Source organism: Stenotrophomonas terrae (assembly GCF_001431465.1).
Classification (GTDB): Bacteria; Pseudomonadota; Gammaproteobacteria; order Xanthomonadales; family Xanthomonadaceae; genus Stenotrophomonas; species Stenotrophomonas terrae.
In genome coordinates this window covers 39,772-58,045 of record NZ_LDJJ01000014.1, presented here as the reverse complement: position 1 = coordinate 58,045, position 18,274 = coordinate 39,772, and the positions used below count along the sequence as shown (strand labels likewise).

The following is an 18,274-nucleotide window of genomic DNA, read 5'->3' as shown; positions in this document are numbered from 1 at the left end:
GGCAGCCGGCGCAACCCGCGCAGGCTGATATCAGTACGCGAACTCGGCAAACAACGGATCCACGCTGCCATTCCAGCGGCCATGGAACAGCTCCAGCTTGCGCTCGGCGGCGGTCTTGCCCGAATCCACGATCTCCTGCAATACATCCAGGAAACGCGTTTCATCCTGGCCATCGGCATTGAGCGCGGCACGACGACGCAGGCCATCGCGCGAAATCGCCAAGGCCTCACGCGCCAGGTCACGTACCGTGCCATTGCGGAACGGCAGGTTCATCGCATGCTTCGGTACGCCATCACGCAGCACGTTGCGCTCGGCCAGACTGAAATCCTTGACCAGGTCCCAGGCAGCATTCAATGCGGTCTCGTCGTACAGCAGCCCCACCCAGAATGCCGGCAAGGCGCAGATCCGGCTCCACGGGCCACTGTCGGCGCCGCGCATTTCCAGGTACTTCTTCAGCCGCACTTCCGGGAATGCGGTGGTGGTGTGGTCCGACCAGTCACGCAGGGTCGGCATCGCACCCGGCAAGGCCGGCAGCTTGCCCTGCATGAAGTCACGGAAGCTCTGCCCGCTGGCGTCGTGGTAGATGCCATCGCGGTAGGAGAAGTACATCGGCACATCCAGCAGATAGTCGACGTAACGCTCGTAGCCGAAGCCATCCTCGAACACGAAATCAAGCATGCCGGTACGGTCCGGATCGGTATCGGTCCAGATGTGCGAGCGGTAGCTCAGGTAGCCATTGGGCTTGCCTTCGGTGAACGGCGAATCGGCGAACAGCGCGGTGGCAATGGGCTGCAGCGCCAGCGACACGCGGAACTTCTTCACCATGTCCGCTTCGCTGGCGTAATCCAGGTTGACCTGCACCGTGCAGGTGCGGGTCATCATGTCCAGGCCGAGCGAGCCGACCTTGGGCATGTAGTTCTTCATGATCTGGTAGCGGCCCTTGGGCATCCACGGCATGTCGGCACGCGTCCACTTGGGCTGGAAGCCCATGCCGAGGAAACCCAGCTGCAGTTCGCCGGCCACCTGCGCCACTTCATTGAGGTGGCTGCCGGTTTCCATGCAGGTGTCATGCAGGGTCAGCAAGGCACCGCCAGAAAGCTCCAGCTGCCCGGCCGGCTCCAGCGTCACCGAGGCGCCATCGCGCAGCAGGGCGATGGTGTTGCCATCTTCCTGCACTGGCTCCCAGCCGAAGCGGGTCAGCCCATTGAGCAGCGCATTGATGCCGCGCTCACCTTCAAAGGTGGGCGGGCGCAGGTCATCCAGACGGAAGCCGAACTTCTCGTGCTCCGTACCGATCCGCCATTGCGACTTGGGCTTTTCGCCCGAGGCAATGCTCTCGACCAACTGGTCGCGGTGGGAGATGGGGGTATCAGCGACGTGGCTCGGGCTCGACAAGGGCAGACTCGCAGAATTCTGTTCAGGGCGGGAAGGTGGGGGCCAGCCCCCGCCATCGCAAGGGCGCACTATATCGCGGCCTAGATTGCCATCGTGTCACGGCAACAGTTTTCAGCATCCTATAAAAGCAGACTTGACCGCCTGCGCGACTGCGCCTGCGAGTCATTCCGCGTTTGCCGGGGCGCCCGTCCTACACTGTGCACATGAGCCGCAACAGTCACCGTGAAACCCATCGTTCCGAGCGCATCGGCTGGCTGCGCGCCGCCGTGCTGGGCGCCAATGACGGCATTGTCTCGGTCGCCGGCCTGGTGGTTGGCGTCGCCGCCGGCGGTGCCAGCCCCTCGGCCATCCTGGCCACCGGCGTCGCCGGCACCGTCGCCGGGGCCATGTCGATGGCGGCCGGGGAATATGTCTCGGTGATGTCGCAGGCCGATGCCGAACGCGCCGAGCTGGCGCGGGAGCAGCGCGAACTGCACGAAGACCCGCACAGCGAGCTGGAAGAGCTGGCCGGCATCTATCGCCGGCGCGGGCTCAGCCCTGATCTGGCCTGGCAGGTCGCCGAACAACTCACCGACCACGATGCCCTCGCCGCCCATGCCCGCGATGAGCTCGGCATCACCGACCAACTGCGCGCCCGCCCCCTGCAGGCTGCGGCAGCGTCCGCCAGCGCCTTCATCGTTGGTGCCGCACTACCGGTACTGACCGCCTTGCTGGCAGCGCCCGCATGGGTGGCGGAAACCACCACCGCCGCCACCATTGTCGGGCTATGCATCACCGGTGCACTGGCGGCCCGCGCCGGTGGCGCGCAGCCCCTGCGCGGCGCGCTGCGGGTGGTGTTCTGGGGCGCGCTGGCGATGGCCGCGGCCTCGGCCATCGGTCACCTGTTCAAGATCACCGTGTAAGCGATGAACGCCGAAGCCGACGCCACACTCAGCGTATTGGCCCAGCTGTCCTCGCTGGTGGATTGCCAGCGTGCCGAAGGCTATGCCTGCATCACCGCACGCGCCGAGCACGGCGCCAGTTCGGTGGAAATCCCGCAGCCGCAGTTCGCCATCCTGCTGCAGGGGCGCAAACAGGTGCGTACCGCGCAGCAGACCCTGGAATTCGCGCCCGGCGACCTGTTCCTGATCAACCGCCGCTGCCGCATCGATGTAGTCAACATCCCGGACCCGCACAGCGGCCTGTATCTGACCGCCATCGTGCCCTTGTGCCCGGAAGTACTGGCCGCAGCCCGTGCCCTGTGGAGCGAGCCCCTGCCCGAGTCCGGCCCTGCGCTGGCGCGGTTGCGGCTGGCCGAGCACGCGGCCGCGCTGCTGCAATGGCGGCAGGCACTGCAGCACGGTCACTACGTTGAAGCACGGCTGGCGTTGGCGACGCTGGTGGTGGCGTTCTGCCGGCGCGGCCACGGCAGCCTGCTGATCGCACCCGAACCCGGGCTGGGCGATCGCATCCGTGACCTGGTGGCCGCGCAACCGGAGCGCGATTGGCAATCACGTGATTTCGAATCGCATCTGGGCATCAGCGGCGCCACCCTGCGGCGGCGCCTGGCCGGCGAACAGCTCAGCGTGCGCGGGCTGGTTGCCGACGCCCGCCTCGCCCATGCCATGCAGCTGCTCTACACCACCCGGCTGCCCTTGAAGACCGTAGCAGCGCGCGCCGGCTACCGCTCGCTGGGCAGTTTCAATAAACGTTTCAGCGCGCGCTATGGGCTGGAGCCGGCGGCCATCGGCAATAGTTGATCGCGCGGCGAGCAGTTCGCGCGTCATTGTGAGCGAATCGCGGCAGGCGAGCAGCGCAGCATGAAGGTCCCGCGGCAATGCCGCCCCCGCAGGAACCCCCATGCCCATCCGCCCCTCGCACACGATTGCCGCCGCCCTGCTGATGCTTGCACTCAGTTGCGGTGCCCAGGCGCGCAGCCCGCACGGCGCGCAGCAGCAGGTAGCCGGCGTGTATCACCAGCAGATCGGTGAGCTACAGATCACCGCCCTGTTCGACGGCACGGTGGCACTGGGCCGGCAGGAACTGGTGGGGGTTGATCCAACCGCGGTCACCCGCCTGCTCGATCACCGCTATGTGCCGGAAGACGCACAGGGCTTGCAGACCGCGGTCAACGCCTATCTGGTACAGCGCGGCGATCACCTGAGCCTGATCGACACCGGCACCGCGGCCTGCTTTGGACCCGGCCTGGGCCAGGTGCTGGGCAATCTGCGCGCTGCCGGCTACGACCCGGCCGAGGTCGATGACGTGCTGCTGACCCATGCCCACCCCGACCATATGTGTGGGCTGCTGGATGCGCAGGGCAAGGCCGCGTATCCCAATGCCACGGTATGGCTGTCGCAGGCCGACGCCAGCTACTGGCTGGACCCGGCCAGCGAAGCCACCGCCCCGCAACAGGTCCGCATGGCCTTCGGCATGGCACGCAACGCGGTGGCCCCGTATGTCGCCACCGGCAAGCTGCACAGGTTCACCCCTGCTGAGCGCCTGCCGACGGGCATCACCGCTCTGGACAGCCACGGCCATACCCCCGGCCATGTCTCCTACCTGCTGGACGGCGGCAACGGCCAGAAGTTGCTGGTGTGGGGCGACATCGTGCATTTCCACGCCGTCCAGTTCGCCCGCCCCGACGCCGCATACGAGGCCGACAGCGACCGCACCGCCGCGATTGCCAGCCGGCGGCGCTTGATGGCGGAAGCTTCCGATCAGGGCTGGTGGGTCGCCGGCGCGCACCTGCCATTCCCGGGCCTGGGGCATGTACGTCGCGAAGCTGAGGCGTTTGCGTGGGTGCCGGGCGAGTTTTCGCCGTTGAAGCGATAAGCAGGGCTGGGCTTGGCTATTGCTGTTGGCTTGGCTTCGCTGTTGCTGCTGGCTTGGCTTTTGATTTTGCTATTGCTGTCCCCTCTCCCGTTTACGGGAGAGGGGTAGGGGTGAGGGGAGCTTTGGCTTTGGCTTTGGCTTTGGCTTTGGCCCTGGATCTGGCTTCCGCTCTCACAACAACCAAACCAAAAACAAAACGCCGCCCTGATATGGCGGCGTTTTCTATGGCTAAGACCTGGGAGTTGGTCAGCTTCGCGGCTTACGCCGCTCCTACAATCCAGGCATTGCCAGCTTCGCGGCTTACGCCGCTCCTACAATCCAGGCATTGTCGGCTTCGCGGCTTACGCCGCTCCCACAAGCCGAGCATTGTCGGCTTCGCAGCTTACTGCGCTCCCGCAGCCCCTGCGTCATCTGCTGCCGGCGGGTTCAGGCCCAGCCAGCCGCCGATGATGCCGCGGGCTTCGTCCACCCCCTGGCGGGATTCGCCGGAGAAGGTCTGCACGCTGACCGTTTCGCCGAAAATCGAGTGCAGGTCACTGCGCACTTTCTTCAGGGTCTGCATCTGCTGGCCACGGCCCAGCTTGTCGGCCTTGGTCAGCAGCGCATGCGCGGGCAGACCGCGCTGTACCGCATAACCCAGCATCTGCCGGTCGTAGTCGCGCAGCGGGTGACGGATGTCCATCACCACCACCAGGCCCTTGAGGGCATTGCGGGTGCGGAAGTACTGGTCGATGAAGGCCTGCCAATGGGCCTGCAGGTCCAGCGGCACCTTGGCGTAGCCGTAGCCGGGCAGATCGACCAGGTGCGCCTCGGGCGTCACCTCGAAGAACACCAGCTGTTGGGTACGGCCGGGCGTCTTGGAGACACGGGCCAGGGCGTTCTGGCGGGTCAGCGCATTGAGCGCGCTGGACTTGCCGGCGTTGGAGCGACCGGCAAATGCCACTTCGGCCCCCAGATCCGGCGGCAGCTGCCGGGAATTGTGGGCGGAAAGGTGGTAACGGGCGCGTTCTATGAGCAATGACATGTGCATAGGATCGCATGTTGCGGCGCCGCGCGTCGGCTTCCGTACCCTTCCGGGCGGCCCTGCCGGCCGATTTTGCTGCACTGCTGCGTTGACCGTGCCGCGAAACGCCGTTGATAATCCGGTTGATGCCGGCGGAAAGCCCCGCCCGGCCCGGTCCACACGGAGCTTCAGCATGCGCCATGCTCGTGTTCTTGCCGTTGCTGCATTGGTAGTCCCTGTAATCGCCGCCGTCGCCTTTGCCCAGAGCTCGGTCACTCCCGTGCCGGACAATGCGCCCGTCCAGACCGCTTCGCTGGAGATCGACTTCAGCAAGACCAAGCCCGGTGACGCCAAGGCCGGCGAGGCCAAGGCCTCTACCTGTGCGGCCTGCCACGGTGCCGACGGCAACTCGGCGGTGGAGATCTACCCACGCCTGGCCGGCCAGAGCGAGCGCTATATCGCCAAGGAGCTGGCGCTGATCGCCAGCGGCCAGCGCAACGAAGGCGCGGTGGCGGCAATGCTGCCCTTCGTGCAGGGCATGACCCCGCAGGACATGCGCGATATAGGTGCCTTCTTCGCCACCCAGAAATCCGGGGCCGGTGTCGCCGATGACGCCGTCGTCAGCGAAGGCCCGTACCAGGGCATGAAGTTCTTCGAAGTGGGCCAGAAGCTCTACCGTGGCGGCGACAGCAGCCGCAACATTCCGGCCTGCATTGCCTGCCACGGCCCGACCGGTGCCGGCAACCCGGGTCCGGCCTATCCGCATATCGGCGGCCAGCATGCCGGCTATGTGGTGCAGCGCCTGCAGCGTTACCAGGCCGGGCAGACCGGTGAGGCCGATGCCGCCCAGTTCAAGATCATGGCCCAGATCAGCCACGCGCTGAGCGAACAGGAGATCCAGGCGCTGGCCAGTTATATCCAAGGTCTGCATGATCGAGCCAACGACGCCACGGTAGCCACCGCCGCCGCGCAACCCTGACACCCGCCGGTCGCTCCGGCGACCCGGCAACTGCCCACGCAGACACGCCGGCCGCAAGGTCGGCGTCTGTTTTTCCAACGGAGAATCACCACGATGAAGCTGTTCCCCCGACTGTTGCTGATGCTGCTGGCAACAGCCCCGCTGTTGGTCTGGGCCGCCCCCGCTGCCGCGCCCGTGGAAGGCCAGGACTATGAGCTGATCGCCGAGCCGGGCCCGTTTGCGCCGCTGGCGGGCAAGATCGAGGTAGTGGAGATATTCGGCTATACCTGCCCGCATTGCGCCCATTTCGAGCCGCAGCTGGCAGCCTGGGCAGCCAAGCTGCCGGCAGACGTGCGCTTCACCCCGGTGCCGGCGGCCTTTGGTGGTTACTGGGATTCCTACGCCCGTGCCTTCTATGCAGCCGAACAGGTAGGTGTGGCCAAGCGCAGCCATGCCGACGTGTTCAAGGCCCTGCACGAGCAGCACAGCCTGCCGGCACAGAACGTGTCACCAGACGAACTGGCCACCTTCTATTCCCAGTACGGTGTGCAGCCGCAGCGCTATGTCGAAGCGCTGCGCAGCCAGCAGGTGGATGACAAGGTCAAGAACGCCCGCGCCTTTGCCGTTCGCGTACGTCCGCCGGGCACCCCGGCGTTGATCATCAATGGCAAATACCTGGTCAAGGGCAAAACCTTTGACGACAACCTGCGCATCGCCGACGCCCTGGTGGCACGCGAACGCAGCAGTGGCAACCGCCGCTGAGTCGCCGGCTGAATCCGGGTTACCGGTTCAGCCGACAACGCCCATAATGCGTCCCTGCGCGCGCCGGCCGTGGCATCGCTGCCCGGCACCCCAACAAAACCCTGCTGGAGATCCCTCCCGATGAATATCCGCTTCGCCCTGGCCCTGACCGCCCTGCTGCCGCTGATGGTTGCCTGCAAAGCCCAGGATGGCACCGCTGACACCACCGCTCCGGCAGCCCCGGCCGCTACCGAATCCGCTCCGGCCGCAACTCCGGCACCGGCTGCCGACGCAGCAGCAAGCAGCGCACCGGCCGCCGCCGCAACCGATGCCCCCGTCGCTCCGCCGGTTCCGGCCCAGGCCCGCCTGGTCGGCCCGGACCCGGTTGCCGGCACCGACTTCGTTGTGATCGAAGGCGGCCAGCCGTTCCAGCCGGCCACCGGCAAGGTCGAAGTGGCCGAGATCTTCGGCTACGTCTGCCCGGCCTGCGCCCGCTTCCAGCCGCTGATCAGCTCGTGGAAGGCCGGCCTGCCCTCCGACGTGAGCTTCGTCTACGTGCCGGCCGCCTTTGGCGGTACCTGGGACAACTACGCACGTGCCTTCTACGCCGCTGAAACCCTGGGCGTGCAGGAAAAAACCCACGACGCGCTGTACTCGGCCATCCACATCGAGCAGACCCTGAAGGGTGAGCGCGGCAGCGATTCGGTCCAGGACATCGCCAACTTCTACGGCAAGTACGGCGTCGATCCCAAGACCTTCGCCGACACCATGGGCAGCTTCGGCGTCGCCGCCAAGGTCAACCGAGGCAAGCAGTTCGCCCAGCGCAGCAAGATCACCGGTACTCCGTCGCTGATCATCAACGGCAAGTACCTGGTCAAGGGCAAGGGCTATGAAGACATGCTCCGCATTGCCGACCACCTGATCGCGCGCGAACGCGCCGCCAACGCCAAGTGAGGTATCAAGGGCCTCGGTAACGAGGCCCTTGAGTTCGACCTGCCGTGAAATCCCCCACCCAGACATTGCGCTTGCTGACCGCCAACATCCAGGCCGGCTCCAGCACCCGCCGCTACAGCGACTACGTAACCCGTAGCTGGTCGCATGCCCTGCCTGCCGGGCAGAAGCGCTCCAGCCTGGACGCGATCGCCAAGCTTGCCAGCGGCCGCGATATCGTCGGCCTGCAGGAAGCCGACCCGGGCAGCCTGCGCTCGGGCTTCACCAACCAGACCCATTACCTGGCCGAACGTGCCGGCTTCAATTATTGGGCCCACCAGCCCAACCGCCGCATGGGCGGCGTGGCCTCCAGCGCCAATGGCCTGCTGAGCCGGCTGGAACCGGTGGAAGTACAGGATCACGCCCTGCCCGGCCGCATCGGCGGCCGTGGCCTGCTGGTGGCCCGCTACGGCGATGGCGACGAAGGCCTGACCGTGGCGGTGGCGCATCTGTCACTGGGCACCGGCTCACGGCTGTCGCAGCTGGATTTCATCTCCGACGTGCTGGCCGACTACCCCAACGCCGTGCTGATGGGCGACTTCAACTGCAAGGCCGACCGCCCGGAAATGCGCGTGCTGTACCACAAGACCCGCCTGCAGCCGCCCAGCTGCGTGGTGCCGACCTTCCCCAGCTGGGGCCCGGACCGCGCCATCGACCACATCCTGATCTCCGACACCATGAAGATGCTCGATACGCGCGCCGTTCCCGCCGCGCATTCGGACCATCTGGCGGTGGAAATGGAAGTCGAAGTACCCGCCAACAGCCTGCGCTGAGCGCGGGGCTCAGCTTGCAGCAATTGCCGGCGGCGGCCGGCGCCGCGCGGTCAAGGTACTGCCCGCCGATGCCAACACCGTGCAACCGATCGCCAGCCATTGCAGGCCGGTCAGGTGCTCGTGCAGCAACAGCAGCGCCCACAGCGCCGCCACCGCAGGTTCCATGCTGATCAGGATGCCGAAGGTCTCCTTGGGCAGGCGCTTGAGCGCCATCATTTCCAGCGACATCGGAATGGCGCTGGACACCACCGCCACCACGAACCCGGCCAGCAGGATCTTCGGCTCCAGCAGTGCCATGCCAGCGTGCGCCACACCTACCGGCACAACCACCAGCGACGCCGCCAGCAAACCCAATGACACGCTGTGGCCGGCATGCAGGTGCCCTGCCCGCTTGCCGAAGATGATGTACAGCGCCCAGCAGAAGGCCGCGCCCAAGGCATACAGCACGCCAACCGGGTCCAGCGCCTGGCCGCCATCCAGTGGCAGCAACAGCACCAGCCCGACCAGCGCGCAGCCCACCCAGACAAAATCAATCGGCCGCCGCGAGGAGAACATCGCCACCGCCAGCGGACCGGTGAACTCGATGGCCACCGCTATCCCGAACGGGATCGTGCGCAGCGCCATATAGAACAGCAGGTTCATCAGGCCCAGCGTCAAGCCGTAACGCAGGATCGCCGCGCCATCGGCACGGCTGGTATGCCAGCGCCATGGCCGCCACAGCAGCAACAGGAACAGCGCCGAGAAACCCACGCGCAACGCGCTGGTGCCCTGCGCGCCAATGATGGGAAACAGGTTTTTGGCGTAGGAGGTACCGATCGACAACGAGGTCACCGAGCCGAGCACCGCCAGCACCGGCAACAGCGATGCGAATCGGGAATTTTGCATGCCGCTAGTGTATTCGGCCGACCGCGCGAACGCTTGCACCGAAACAGTTTCCGCATCCGATCCGCCACCGCGACAAGCCACGCCGCCGCTGCAGCATCAGCCACCACATCGGGTGGCCGATGCCATCGCAGCCAGTGCGTTACTGGATGAAGGCGATGCGTTCCATCTTCGCGTTATTGGCGGCTGCCAGCACCTTGGCCATTACCTGGTACTGCGCGTCGGGCGAGGCATCAATGCGCAGTTCCGGCAGGTTGCCCACATGCAGATCGGCCTGTGCCTGCAACCGCGTCTGCAGGTCAGCCATCGCCAGCACTTCGCCATTCCAATAGAGCTGGTCGGCCGCATCCACCCGCAACTCGATCGGCGGTGGCGGCTCGATTCTGGGCAGGACCTTTTCGCTGCGCTGGGGCAGATCCACCGGGATCGGCACCGATACCATCGGTGCGGTAACGATGAAGATGATCAACAACACCAGCATCACATCGACCAGCGGAGTGACGTTGATATCGGCCAAGGGACGTCCGCTATTGCCTGCTGCACTGAATGCCATTCCAGTTCCCCCAGGGCGAGGCCGGCTGCCTCAAGGCCGACGCTACGCCAGCCCAGGCCGCTTGCCAGCTAGCGCATGAAGGCTCGTTCAGCTTTGGTTGATACGCACGCAGCGTACGCGCCCGTTCATGTGCGGGTTGGGCTGTCGCTCGGCCATTGACGCCGTGGCCGTTATCCTTCGGCCATGAACAAATTCCTCCTGCTGCCCTTGGCCGCCGTTGCCGCGCTGCTCAGCGCCAGCGCCCCTGCCCAGAACCTGGACGCGCAGCGCACCGCGATGCGCACGGCCATCGACAATGCCGAGCGCGGGCAGTTCGATGCCAACGCTGCCACCGCACTGCGCAACCACCCGTTGTACGGCTGGTTGGAGTTCAGCGCCCTGCGCCGCAACATCGACACCCTGCCCACCGCGCAGGCACAGGATTTCCTCAAGCGCTATCAGGGCCAAGCCGTGGCTGAAAGCTTCCGCTCGGCGTGGTTGCCGGCGCTGGCCCGCCGCCAGGATTGGCCGACCTTCCAGGCCAACTGGAAGGCCAGCAATGATCCGGGCCTGCGCTGCGCCGAACTCAACGCCCGCCAAGCCACCGGCAAGGCCGACGCGCAATGGACCAGCGACGCACAGGCCTTGTGGCGCAGCGCCGGCAAGTCGCTGCCCGATGGCTGCGACCCGGTATTCGCGGTACTCGCCAGCCGTGGCGGTCTGCCACCGGCGCTGCGCTGGGAACGCATCGACGCGGCCGCCGACGCGCAACAGGCAGCGGTGATGCGTGCCGCCGCACGCGGCCTGCCTGCAGCCGAACAAGCACAGGCCAATGATTACGCCGCCTTTGTCGACAAACCCGACGCCCGCGCCCTGAACTGGCCGAAGAACGACCGCAGCCGCCGCATCGCCGTCGATGGCCTGCAGAAGCTGGCCAAGGCCGACCCGGGCGCCGCCGAGCTGCAGTTGCCGCAATACGCACAGAGCCTGGGCCTGAGCGCAGACCAGCAAGGCCAGGTGCTGTACGAAATCGCGCTGTGGACCGTTGCCTCCTACCTGCCCGATTCCGCACGCCGGCTGGCGGCCGTACCCGAGTCGGCCTACGACGAACGCCTGCACGAATGGCGCACCCGCGAGGCGATGGCACGCGGCGACTGGCCGGCGGCACTGGTCGCCATCCGCAAGATGCCGGCCAGCCAGCGCAACGATTCGCGCTGGCGCTGGTTCGAGGGCCGCCTGCTGGAAAAGACCGGCAAGCCGACGGAGGCCACCGCGCTGTATCGCGCTGCCTCCACCGAACCCACCTTCCATGGCTTCCTGGCCGCGGACAAGCTCAAGCAGCCCTATACCTTGTGCCCGTGGAATCCGGGCGACAGCGCCAGCGCAAAAAGCGCAGTTGCCAGAGAGCCGGCACTGGTGCGGGCGATCGAGCTGTTCAAGATCGAGCGCCCGAGTTGGGCTGCACGCGAATGGGCCGATGCGCTGACGCGTTTCGACGACAGCCAGCGTCGCCTGGCGGTGGAAGTTGCCAGCAACAACGGCTGGTTTGATCGCGCCGTGTTCGCATTGAAGGGCCCGCAGGAAATGCGCCTGTACAACCTGCGCTTCCCCCTGCACCACGACGACAGCATCCGCCGCGAAGCCGCACGCAACGCATTGGATCCGGCCTGGATTGCCGCCGAGATCCGCGCCGAGAGCATTTTCAATCCGAACGCGCGCTCGCCGGCCAACGCCATGGGCCTGATGCAGGTATTGCCGGCCACCGGTGCCAGCGTCGCCAAGAGCATTGGTTTGAGCGGCTATGGCGGTGCTGCCAGCCTGTACGACTCGGACACCAATATCGCCATTGGCACCGCGTACCTGCGCCAGCTGATGGACAAGTACAACGGCCTGCCCTACGTCACCATCGCCGCCTACAACGCCGGCCCGACGCCGACCGCACGCTGGCAGAGTCAGCGCCCGGAATACGACCCGGATTTCTGGATCGAGACCATCAGCTACAAGGAAACCCGCGAGTACGTGGCACGGGTACTGGCCTTCAGCGTGATCTACGACTGGCGCCTCAACGGCAACGCCCTGACCCTGAGCGACCGCATGATCGGCAAGACCCAGGGCGCCCGCAAAGCCTTCAGCTGCCAACAAAGCCCTTAAACGCAGCACCGTAGTGCCGAGCCATGCTCGGCAGCGGCCTTACCAATGTAGTGCCGAGCCATGCTCGGCATTAGCCCCCTCCCTTTGGCCAAAGGCCAAGGGGAGGGCTGGGGAGGGGTAAGCTTTTTGCTTCTGATCCATTGCCAGCTTCGCGGCTTACGCCGCTCCCACACCCAGCGGCAACAGATGTAGAGCCGAGCCATGCTCGGCTGAGGCCTTACCGGTAAAGCCCCTGCCGAGCATGGCTCGGCACTACAGGTAGCACACGTCTTCCGCCTTATCATGGCTGCATGAAGACTTATCTCGTCGGCGGCGCTGTCCGCGATTCCCTGCTCGGCCAACAACCCGGCGATCGTGACTGGGTGGTCGTTGGTGCCACCCAGGCGGAAATGGAATCACTCGGCTTCAAGGCCGTAGGCAAGGATTTCCCGGTATTCCTGCACCCGGACAGCGGTGAGGAATACGCCCTGGCACGCACCGAACGAAAATCCGGCCGCGGCTACCGCGGCTTCGTTGTCGATGCCGATCCTTCGGTGACGCTGGAAGAAGACCTGCAGCGCCGCGACTTCACCATCAACGCCATTGCCCGCGACGAGGAAACCGGCGAACTGGTGGACCCCTGGGGCGGCGGGCGCGATATCGAACAGCGCGTGCTACGCCATGTCGGCCCGGCCTTCGTCGAAGATCCCCTGCGGGTGCTGCGCGCGGCGCGCTTCATGGCGCGCTTCGCACCCTTGGGCTTCACCCTCGCCCCGGAAACAGCTGAATTGATGCGGCAGATGGCCGCCAGCGGCGAACTGGACGCCTTGGTCCCGGAACGCATCTGGCAGGAACTGCGCCGCAGCCTGACCATGAAGCAACCATCAGCCTTCCTGCGTTGCCTGCACGATACCGGCGCGCTGGCTGCGATCCTGCCGGAAGTGGATGCCCTGTACGGCGTGCCACAACGCGCCGAGTTCCACCCGGAGGTGGATACCGGCGTGCACCAGGAAATGGTCAGCGACATGGCCGCACAGTTGGCGCCGGGCAATGACCTGATCGGCTTCGCCGCGCTCACCCACGACCTCGGCAAGGCGCTGACGCCGGCCGACGAACTGCCCCGCCACATCATGCATGAGCAGCGCGGCCTGGAGCCGCTGGCCAAACTGTGCGAACGCCTGAAGATTCCAGTCGATCATCGGCTGCTGGCTGAGGCGGTCTGCCGTGAACACCTCAACGTGCATCGCCTCGACGAACTGCGCGACGCCACCGTGCTGGAACTGATCCAACGCTGCGACGGCTTCCGCCGCCCCGAACGCATCGCGCAGATGGCGCTGGTCTGCGAATGCGACAAACGCGGCCGGCTGGGCTTTGAGGACAGCGACTACCCGCAGCGGGCAAGCCTGCAACGCCTGCATGCCGCTGCACTGGCGATCAACGCACGCGACATCGCCACCGAAGGCCTGCAAGGCCCCGCCATCGGCGAGGCATTGAAGAAGGCGCGCATCAAGGCGATCAGCGCAGCGCGCTGATTGCCCGTCGGCGTCGCGGCCTTTGGATGTTGTAGGAGCGGCGTAAGCCGCGAAGCCAACGATGCAAAAGGCACCGTTGGATTGTGCAATTGCAGCTGCTGCGGTTGGCGATGAATCACCGGCTTCGCGGCTTACGCCGCTCCTACAACCAGCAGCCTCAGATTTTCAGATAGATCCTGCGCCGGTCCATCCACGCCATCGGCAGCCACCATAGGGCGAGGAAGCTCAGCGCCATCGCCAGCGAGGCGAACTGCGCGCCACCCAGCGGGGTGAGCCAGCGGTTGAACAGGTGTTCCCACAGCCAGTTCCAACTGCCGGTGGCCATCATCGCCAGCACCATCGCCGACGAGCCCGCATATGCAGTGATCGCGTTGACGCCGAAGCGGCGACCCAAGGCTGGCCACTGCCGGCAATCGATCAGGATGTGCGCCAGCCACAACCCTGCGAGCGCCCAGCCGCCGGTCCACAGCACGTAGGACGGGGTCCACAGGTTCTTGTTCAAGGGCAGCCATTGCGCCCATACGCCACCGGCCAGCAACAGCAGCGCTGCAGTGGGTAACAGCCGCCATGGGCGCTGGCGCAGCATTGCGCCCGCACGCAAACCCAGCAGCGTTGAGGCCAGTGCGCCCAGCGTGGAGACCATGCCTTCAGGATCATGGCCATGCCCGCTGACCGGGTCGTACTGGTATAGCAGCGACCCAAACAGCGTCGTATCCACCCGACTGACCAGATTGAGCCAAGGCTCCAGGCTGCCACCGGCCGCCAGCAATGCGGCGTAGCCAAGCAACAACACGCCCAGGCATAGGGTCTGCGCCTTGGGCTTCAACCAGATCGCAACCGCACCGGCAAACGCAAAGCACAGGCCGATACGTTGCAGCACGCCCCATGGCCGGTAATGCGGCAGCTCCAGCCACCACCAGGCCAGGAAATGCAGCAGCAGGCCCAAACCGAGAATGCGTGCGGCGCGGATCAATACCGTACGCGTCAATGCACCACGATCAGCGCCCTGCTCCACCCGCGGCACCACGCCCAGCGCGATGGATACGCCGACAATCACCAGGAAGAACGGGAACACCAGGTCCGTCGGCGTGCAGCCATGCCATTCCGAATGCCGTAGCGGCGCAAAGACATAACTCCAGCTGCCGGGATTGTTGACCAGCAGCATGGCGGCCACGGTGATGCCACGCAGGGCATCCACCGAGGCATATCGAATGGCTTTGTTCATTGCCTGAAACTCAGTCGCGCTGACCGGCAATCCAGGTGCTCTGCACCTGCAGGTCGGTATCCAGCAATACAAAATCAGCCTGGTAGCCGGCTGCAATCTGCCCGTAGCGGTCATCCAGACCCAGGAACTGCGCCGGATACGTCGATGCCATGCGCGAAGCTTCGGCCAGCGACAAACCCAGCAGCCCAACCGTATTGCGCACGGCAGTGATCATGTCCAAAGCCGAACCCGCCAAGGCACCGGCAGCGTTGCGTACCACACCGTCAACGGCAGTGATCACTTCGCCATACAGCTCGAAAGCCGGGTTGTCCGAGCCCACCATCGGCATCGCATCAGTCACCAGGAACACCTTGCCGCGCGGCTTGGCTGCCAGCGCAACGCGCAGGCTGGCCGGGTGCACGTGCACGCCATCGACGATCACGCCACACCAGCTGTCGGCGTCTTCCAGGGCCGCGCCCACCGCGCCGGGATCACGCCCCTGCAGCGGCGACATGGCGTTGTACAGATGGGTGAAGCCGGTGATGCCGGCATCCAGCCCGGCACGGATTTCGTCATAGCTGCCGGCGGTATGGCCGGCGGCAACGATTGCGCCATTGGCCACCATCTGCTGGATCGTTGCCAGCGGCACGCGTTCGGGCGCCAGCGTGATCAGGGTGACGCCGTTGTCCAGGGAGGTGGCCATGCGCACTTCATCGGCATCGGGCACGCGGAACTTGCCGGCATCGTGCGTGCCCTTGCGGGCCGGTGCGATGTACGGGCCCTCCAAATGAATGCCGAGCACACCCGGCACCTTGGCCGCGATGGCCTCGCGCGTGGCCTGTACCGCGCGCGCCATCACCTCGGCATCGTCGCTGATCAGGGTCGGCAGCATGCCGGTGGTGCCGTAGCGGCGATGCCCAGCCACCATCGTGCGCAATGCATCGACGTCGGTCTGGTTGTTGAACAGCGCACCGCCACCGCCATTGACCTGGGCGTCGATGAAACCGGGCAGCAGCCAGCCGCCGCCCAGGTCCACCTGCGCATCGGCCGCGGCAACGGTCGGGTCGTCGCTGGCGACGACCGCAGTGATGCGGCCGTCTTCGATCAGTACCGCGACATCGTCACGGAAGTTCTCGCCGGCAAGTACCCGGCCATTGCGCAGCACGGTTTTCATCAGACGGTTTCCGTCACCTTGTTGAGGTGCGGCGGCAGATCCGGGTTGTTGCCACGGCGCAGCGCCAGCGCGTTGATCGCGCGGTAGAAACTCTGGATGGTCAGCAGCGGTGCGCACAGCGGGTGCGGTGCGGTGGCGGTCGGCAGGTTGCCGCCTTCACCGGTCAGCCACACCTGCGCGCCGCGTGCGGCGAACTCTTCGGCCACGGCACGGGTGCCGGCGCCGGTTTCATCGGGCTGAGCAAAGGCCAGCACCGGGAAGTCGCGGCCTACCAGCGCCATCGGGCCATGCTTCACTTCGGCCGAGCTGTAGCCTTCGGCATGCAGGCCGCAGGTTTCCTTGAACTTCAATGCCGCTTCCTGCGCGGCGGCCAGGCCGGGACCACGGCCGAGCACGAACAGGTTGTGCGCGTCGACCAGACCGTCGGTCACCGCGCTCCAGTCGCAGGCCCAGGCTTCGCTCATCGCGGCCGGCAAGGCATCCAACGCGGCAATCAGGGCCGGATCATTCTTCCAATACGCGCCCAGTTGCAGGATCGCTGCCAGCGAGGCGAGATAGCTCTTGGTTGCCGCAACGCTGCGCTCGGCACCGGCACCCAGCGGAATGACGGTTTCAGCCAGCAGTGCCAGCGGCGAGTCTTCCACATTGACCAGCGCCACCACGCGCGCGCCGGCGGCCTTGGCGGCCTCGGCGTTGCGCAGCAGGTCCGGGCTCTTGCCCGACTGCGAGATCACGATGTACAGCGCGCCGCGCAGCTGCAGCGGCGCTTCATAGACCGAGCCCACCGACGGCGATGCCGAAGCGGTCACCAGGCCGAGCTGGGTCTCGAACAGATACTTGGCATAGGTTGCCGCGTGATCGGAACTGCCACGTGCACAGGTAACAACGAAGGGCGGCGGGTTCTGGCGCAGGTCTGCGGCCAGTGCCTGGACCACGTCGCGGTTGCGTGCGAACTGGGCGGCGATGACAGAGGCGCTTTGTGCCGCCTCGTTGAACATCAGGGTTTCGGTTTCACTAGGCAGTGCCATGGATCGTTACTCGGAGAGGTCGGGGGGAGATGAAGGAGGTCGCGACGGTTGCTGACGCAGCGGCGCGGTCGAGCCGCGTACCACCAACTGCGGTACGAAACCCTGGTTCTGCAGCTGTGCCGGGCTGTCTTCGTAGGCATCGGTGCGCAGCTGGCTGATCAGCAAGCGCGCGGCATGCCGGGCGATGTCGCCGGTGGCCTGCTTGGCGGTGGTCAGCGCCGGCCACGACTGGCGCGAGAACGGGCTGTCCTCGAATCCTGCAATGGACAGGTCGTACGGCACGTTCAAACCAGCCGAATTGGCCGCCGCCAGCACGCCGGCAGCGATTTCGTCGTTGGAGCCAAAGATGGCGGTAGGCGGCTCGCGCAGCGCCAGCAGGCGGCGCGCACCACGGAAACCATCATCAAAGGTGTAATCGCCGGGGATCACCAGGTGCTTGTCCAGCGGGATGCCGTAGTCCTTCAGCGCCGCTTCGTAGCCGGCATAACGCTCGCCGCTGGAACGGTGCGAGGTGCCGCCCCACAGGAAGCCGATGCGCTGGTGGCCCAGCTGGATCAGGTGCTCGGTGATTTCATAAGCGGCATCACGGTCATCGACGAACACGCAGGGGCCATCGCCCGGGTCTTCGGTGGCGGCAATGATGCGCACGGTCTTGATGCCACGCGCATTGAGCGCGGCCACCAGTTCCGGCCGCTCGGACATCGGCGCGGTCAGCACCAAACCGGCCAGGCGCGAACGCTGTACCCAGTCAGCCAGCTCCTCGGCCAGCATCGGCGAGGTCGAGTCACAGGGATGGATCTGCAGGCCGAAGCCGGTCTCGCGGCAGGCCGACAGCACACCGTTCTGTACCCCGATGATGTGGTACGGATTGGGGTTGTCGTAGACCAGCCCGATCACGAAGGTGGTGTTGCTGCGCAGGTTGCGGGCCGAAGGATCGGGCTCGTAGTCCAGCTCGGCCACCGCCCGCAGCACGCGCGCGCGGGTGGCCTGCATCACCGAAGGCTCGTTGTTGATCACCCGCGAGACGGTCTTCAAAGAGACCTTGGCACGCTCGGCGACATCCTTGATGGTGGGTCTACGCATTACCGGTTCCCGCGTTGGCTCGATTGCCGCCATGA

At 65.9% G+C, this 18,274-nt stretch carries 17 protein-coding genes; 9 read left to right on the top strand and 8 right to left on the bottom strand.

Features of this window, described 5'->3' with window-relative positions:
* Positions 1-30: 30 nt before the first annotated feature.
* A complete protein-coding gene (locus tag ABB27_RS05295) occupies positions 31-1,395 on the bottom strand; it encodes a glutamate--cysteine ligase (protein ID WP_057627192.1) in 1,365 nt (454 codons plus the stop codon).
* Between the two features lie 203 nt (positions 1,396-1,598).
* On the opposite strand from ABB27_RS05295, the gene ABB27_RS05290 reads away from it, so the two are divergent.
* The 3 genes from ABB27_RS05290 (at position 1,599) to ABB27_RS05280 (ending at position 4,209) form a co-directional block, all read left to right on the top strand.
* Positions 1,599-2,297 (top strand): VIT1/CCC1 transporter family protein, encoded by a 699-nt coding sequence (locus tag ABB27_RS05290; protein ID WP_057627191.1) that lies wholly within the window; start codon positions 1,599-1,601, stop codon positions 2,295-2,297.
* A gap of 3 nt (positions 2,298-2,300) precedes the next feature.
* Positions 2,301-3,134, top strand: coding sequence for a helix-turn-helix transcriptional regulator (locus ABB27_RS05285; protein ID WP_057627190.1), 834 nt, complete (start codon positions 2,301-2,303; stop codon positions 3,132-3,134).
* Between the two features lie 100 nt (positions 3,135-3,234).
* Positions 3,235-4,209 carry an MBL fold metallo-hydrolase gene (locus ABB27_RS05280; RefSeq protein ID WP_057627189.1) on the top strand — a complete coding sequence of 325 codons (975 nt, stop codon included), beginning with the start codon at positions 3,235-3,237 and terminating at the stop codon, positions 4,207-4,209.
* Positions 4,210-4,591: 382 nt separating this feature from the next.
* Here ABB27_RS05280 and yihA read toward each other — a convergent pair whose 3' ends face one another.
* Complete coding sequence (gene yihA / locus ABB27_RS05275; RefSeq protein WP_057627188.1) at positions 4,592-5,233, bottom strand: ribosome biogenesis GTP-binding protein YihA/YsxC; 642 nt, start codon at positions 5,231-5,233, stop codon at positions 4,592-4,594.
* Positions 5,234-5,405: 172 nt separating this feature from the next.
* Here yihA and ABB27_RS05270 point away from each other — a divergent pair, with 172 nt between their 5' ends.
* The 4 genes from ABB27_RS05270 (at position 5,406) to ABB27_RS05255 (ending at position 8,674) form a co-directional block, all read left to right on the top strand.
* A complete protein-coding gene (locus tag ABB27_RS05270; protein ID WP_057627187.1) occupies positions 5,406-6,191 on the top strand; it encodes a c-type cytochrome in 786 nt (261 codons plus the stop codon).
* Positions 6,192-6,284: 93 nt separating this feature from the next.
* Complete coding sequence (locus ABB27_RS05265; RefSeq protein ID WP_057627186.1) at positions 6,285-6,932, top strand: thiol:disulfide interchange protein DsbA/DsbL; 648 nt, start codon at positions 6,285-6,287, stop codon at positions 6,930-6,932.
* Positions 6,933-7,052: 120 nt separating this feature from the next.
* Positions 7,053-7,865 carry a thiol:disulfide interchange protein DsbA/DsbL gene (locus ABB27_RS05260; protein WP_057627185.1) on the top strand — a complete coding sequence of 271 codons (813 nt, stop codon included), beginning with the start codon at positions 7,053-7,055 and terminating at the stop codon, positions 7,863-7,865.
* A 71-nt stretch (positions 7,866-7,936) separates the two neighbouring features.
* Positions 7,937-8,674: an endonuclease/exonuclease/phosphatase family protein gene (locus ABB27_RS05255; protein ID WP_211263671.1), complete on the top strand. Its 738-nt coding sequence runs from the start codon at positions 7,937-7,939 to the stop codon at positions 8,672-8,674.
* A 9-nt stretch (positions 8,675-8,683) separates the two neighbouring features.
* Here ABB27_RS05255 and ABB27_RS05250 read toward each other — a convergent pair whose 3' ends face one another.
* Entirely contained in the window at positions 8,684-9,559 is an 876-nt protein-coding gene (locus tag ABB27_RS05250) for an EamA family transporter (RefSeq protein ID WP_057627183.1), read from the bottom strand.
* Positions 9,560-9,698: 139 nt separating this feature from the next.
* Entirely contained in the window at positions 9,699-10,109 is a 411-nt protein-coding gene (locus tag ABB27_RS05245) for an ExbD/TolR family protein (RefSeq protein ID WP_057627182.1), read from the bottom strand.
* Positions 10,110-10,292: 183 nt separating this feature from the next.
* On the opposite strand from ABB27_RS05245, the gene ABB27_RS05240 reads away from it, so the two are divergent.
* Positions 10,293-12,239 (top strand): transglycosylase SLT domain-containing protein, encoded by a 1,947-nt coding sequence (locus ABB27_RS05240; RefSeq protein ID WP_057627181.1) that lies wholly within the window; start codon positions 10,293-10,295, stop codon positions 12,237-12,239.
* A 290-nt stretch (positions 12,240-12,529) separates the two neighbouring features.
* Complete coding sequence (locus ABB27_RS05235; protein ID WP_057627180.1) at positions 12,530-13,750, top strand: multifunctional CCA addition/repair protein; 1,221 nt, start codon at positions 12,530-12,532, stop codon at positions 13,748-13,750.
* Between the two features lie 157 nt (positions 13,751-13,907).
* On the opposite strand, the gene ABB27_RS05230 is transcribed toward ABB27_RS05235, so the two are convergent.
* From ABB27_RS05230 to ABB27_RS05215, 4 genes are read right to left on the bottom strand one after another with little or no spacing between them, the layout of a single operon-like run.
* Entirely contained in the window at positions 13,908-14,975 is a 1,068-nt protein-coding gene (locus ABB27_RS05230; RefSeq protein ID WP_057627179.1) for an acyltransferase family protein, read from the bottom strand.
* 10 nt (positions 14,976-14,985) lie between these two features.
* The gene (gene nagA / locus ABB27_RS05225) at positions 14,986-16,128 is read right to left on the bottom strand and encodes an N-acetylglucosamine-6-phosphate deacetylase (RefSeq protein ID WP_057627178.1); all 1,143 of its coding nucleotides are present in this window, start codon (positions 16,126-16,128) and stop codon (positions 14,986-14,988) included.
* Positions 16,128-17,156 carry an SIS domain-containing protein gene (locus ABB27_RS05220; RefSeq protein ID WP_057627177.1) on the bottom strand — a complete coding sequence of 343 codons (1,029 nt, stop codon included), beginning with the start codon at positions 17,154-17,156 and terminating at the stop codon, positions 16,128-16,130. Before ABB27_RS05220 ends, nagA begins: the two co-directional genes overlap by 1 nt.
* A gap of 6 nt (positions 17,157-17,162) precedes the next feature.
* Positions 17,163-18,239 (bottom strand): LacI family DNA-binding transcriptional regulator, encoded by a 1,077-nt coding sequence (locus tag ABB27_RS05215; protein ID WP_057627176.1) that lies wholly within the window; start codon positions 18,237-18,239, stop codon positions 17,163-17,165.
* Between the last annotated feature and the right edge of the window lie 35 nt (positions 18,240-18,274).

Coding starts and splice junctions, on each gene's coding strand:
- ABB27_RS05245 (WP_057627182.1), bottom strand. CDS start 10,109: ATGGCATTCAGTGCAGCAGGCAATAGCGGACGTCCCTTGGCCGATATC.
- ABB27_RS05270 (WP_057627187.1), top strand. CDS start 5,406: ATGCGCCATGCTCGTGTTCTTGCCGTTGCTGCATTGGTAGTCCCTGTA.
- nagA (WP_057627178.1), bottom strand. CDS start 16,128: ATGAAAACCGTGCTGCGCAATGGCCGGGTACTTGCCGGCGAGAACTTC.
- ABB27_RS05260 (WP_057627185.1), top strand. CDS start 7,053: ATGAATATCCGCTTCGCCCTGGCCCTGACCGCCCTGCTGCCGCTGATG.
- ABB27_RS05285 (WP_057627190.1), top strand. CDS start 2,301: ATGAACGCCGAAGCCGACGCCACACTCAGCGTATTGGCCCAGCTGTCC.
- ABB27_RS05265 (WP_057627186.1), top strand. CDS start 6,285: ATGAAGCTGTTCCCCCGACTGTTGCTGATGCTGCTGGCAACAGCCCCG.
- ABB27_RS05290 (WP_057627191.1), top strand. CDS start 1,599: ATGAGCCGCAACAGTCACCGTGAAACCCATCGTTCCGAGCGCATCGGC.
- ABB27_RS05230 (WP_057627179.1), bottom strand. CDS start 14,975: ATGAACAAAGCCATTCGATATGCCTCGGTGGATGCCCTGCGTGGCATC.
- ABB27_RS05240 (WP_057627181.1), top strand. CDS start 10,293: ATGAACAAATTCCTCCTGCTGCCCTTGGCCGCCGTTGCCGCGCTGCTC.
- ABB27_RS05235 (WP_057627180.1), top strand. CDS start 12,530: ATGAAGACTTATCTCGTCGGCGGCGCTGTCCGCGATTCCCTGCTCGGC.
- yihA (WP_057627188.1), bottom strand. CDS start 5,233: ATGTCATTGCTCATAGAACGCGCCCGTTACCACCTTTCCGCCCACAAT.
- ABB27_RS05250 (WP_057627183.1), bottom strand. CDS start 9,559: ATGCAAAATTCCCGATTCGCATCGCTGTTGCCGGTGCTGGCGGTGCTC.
- ABB27_RS05280 (WP_057627189.1), top strand. CDS start 3,235: ATGCCCATCCGCCCCTCGCACACGATTGCCGCCGCCCTGCTGATGCTT.
- ABB27_RS05215 (WP_057627176.1), bottom strand. CDS start 18,239: ATGCGTAGACCCACCATCAAGGATGTCGCCGAGCGTGCCAAGGTCTCT.
- ABB27_RS05220 (WP_057627177.1), bottom strand. CDS start 17,156: ATGGCACTGCCTAGTGAAACCGAAACCCTGATGTTCAACGAGGCGGCA.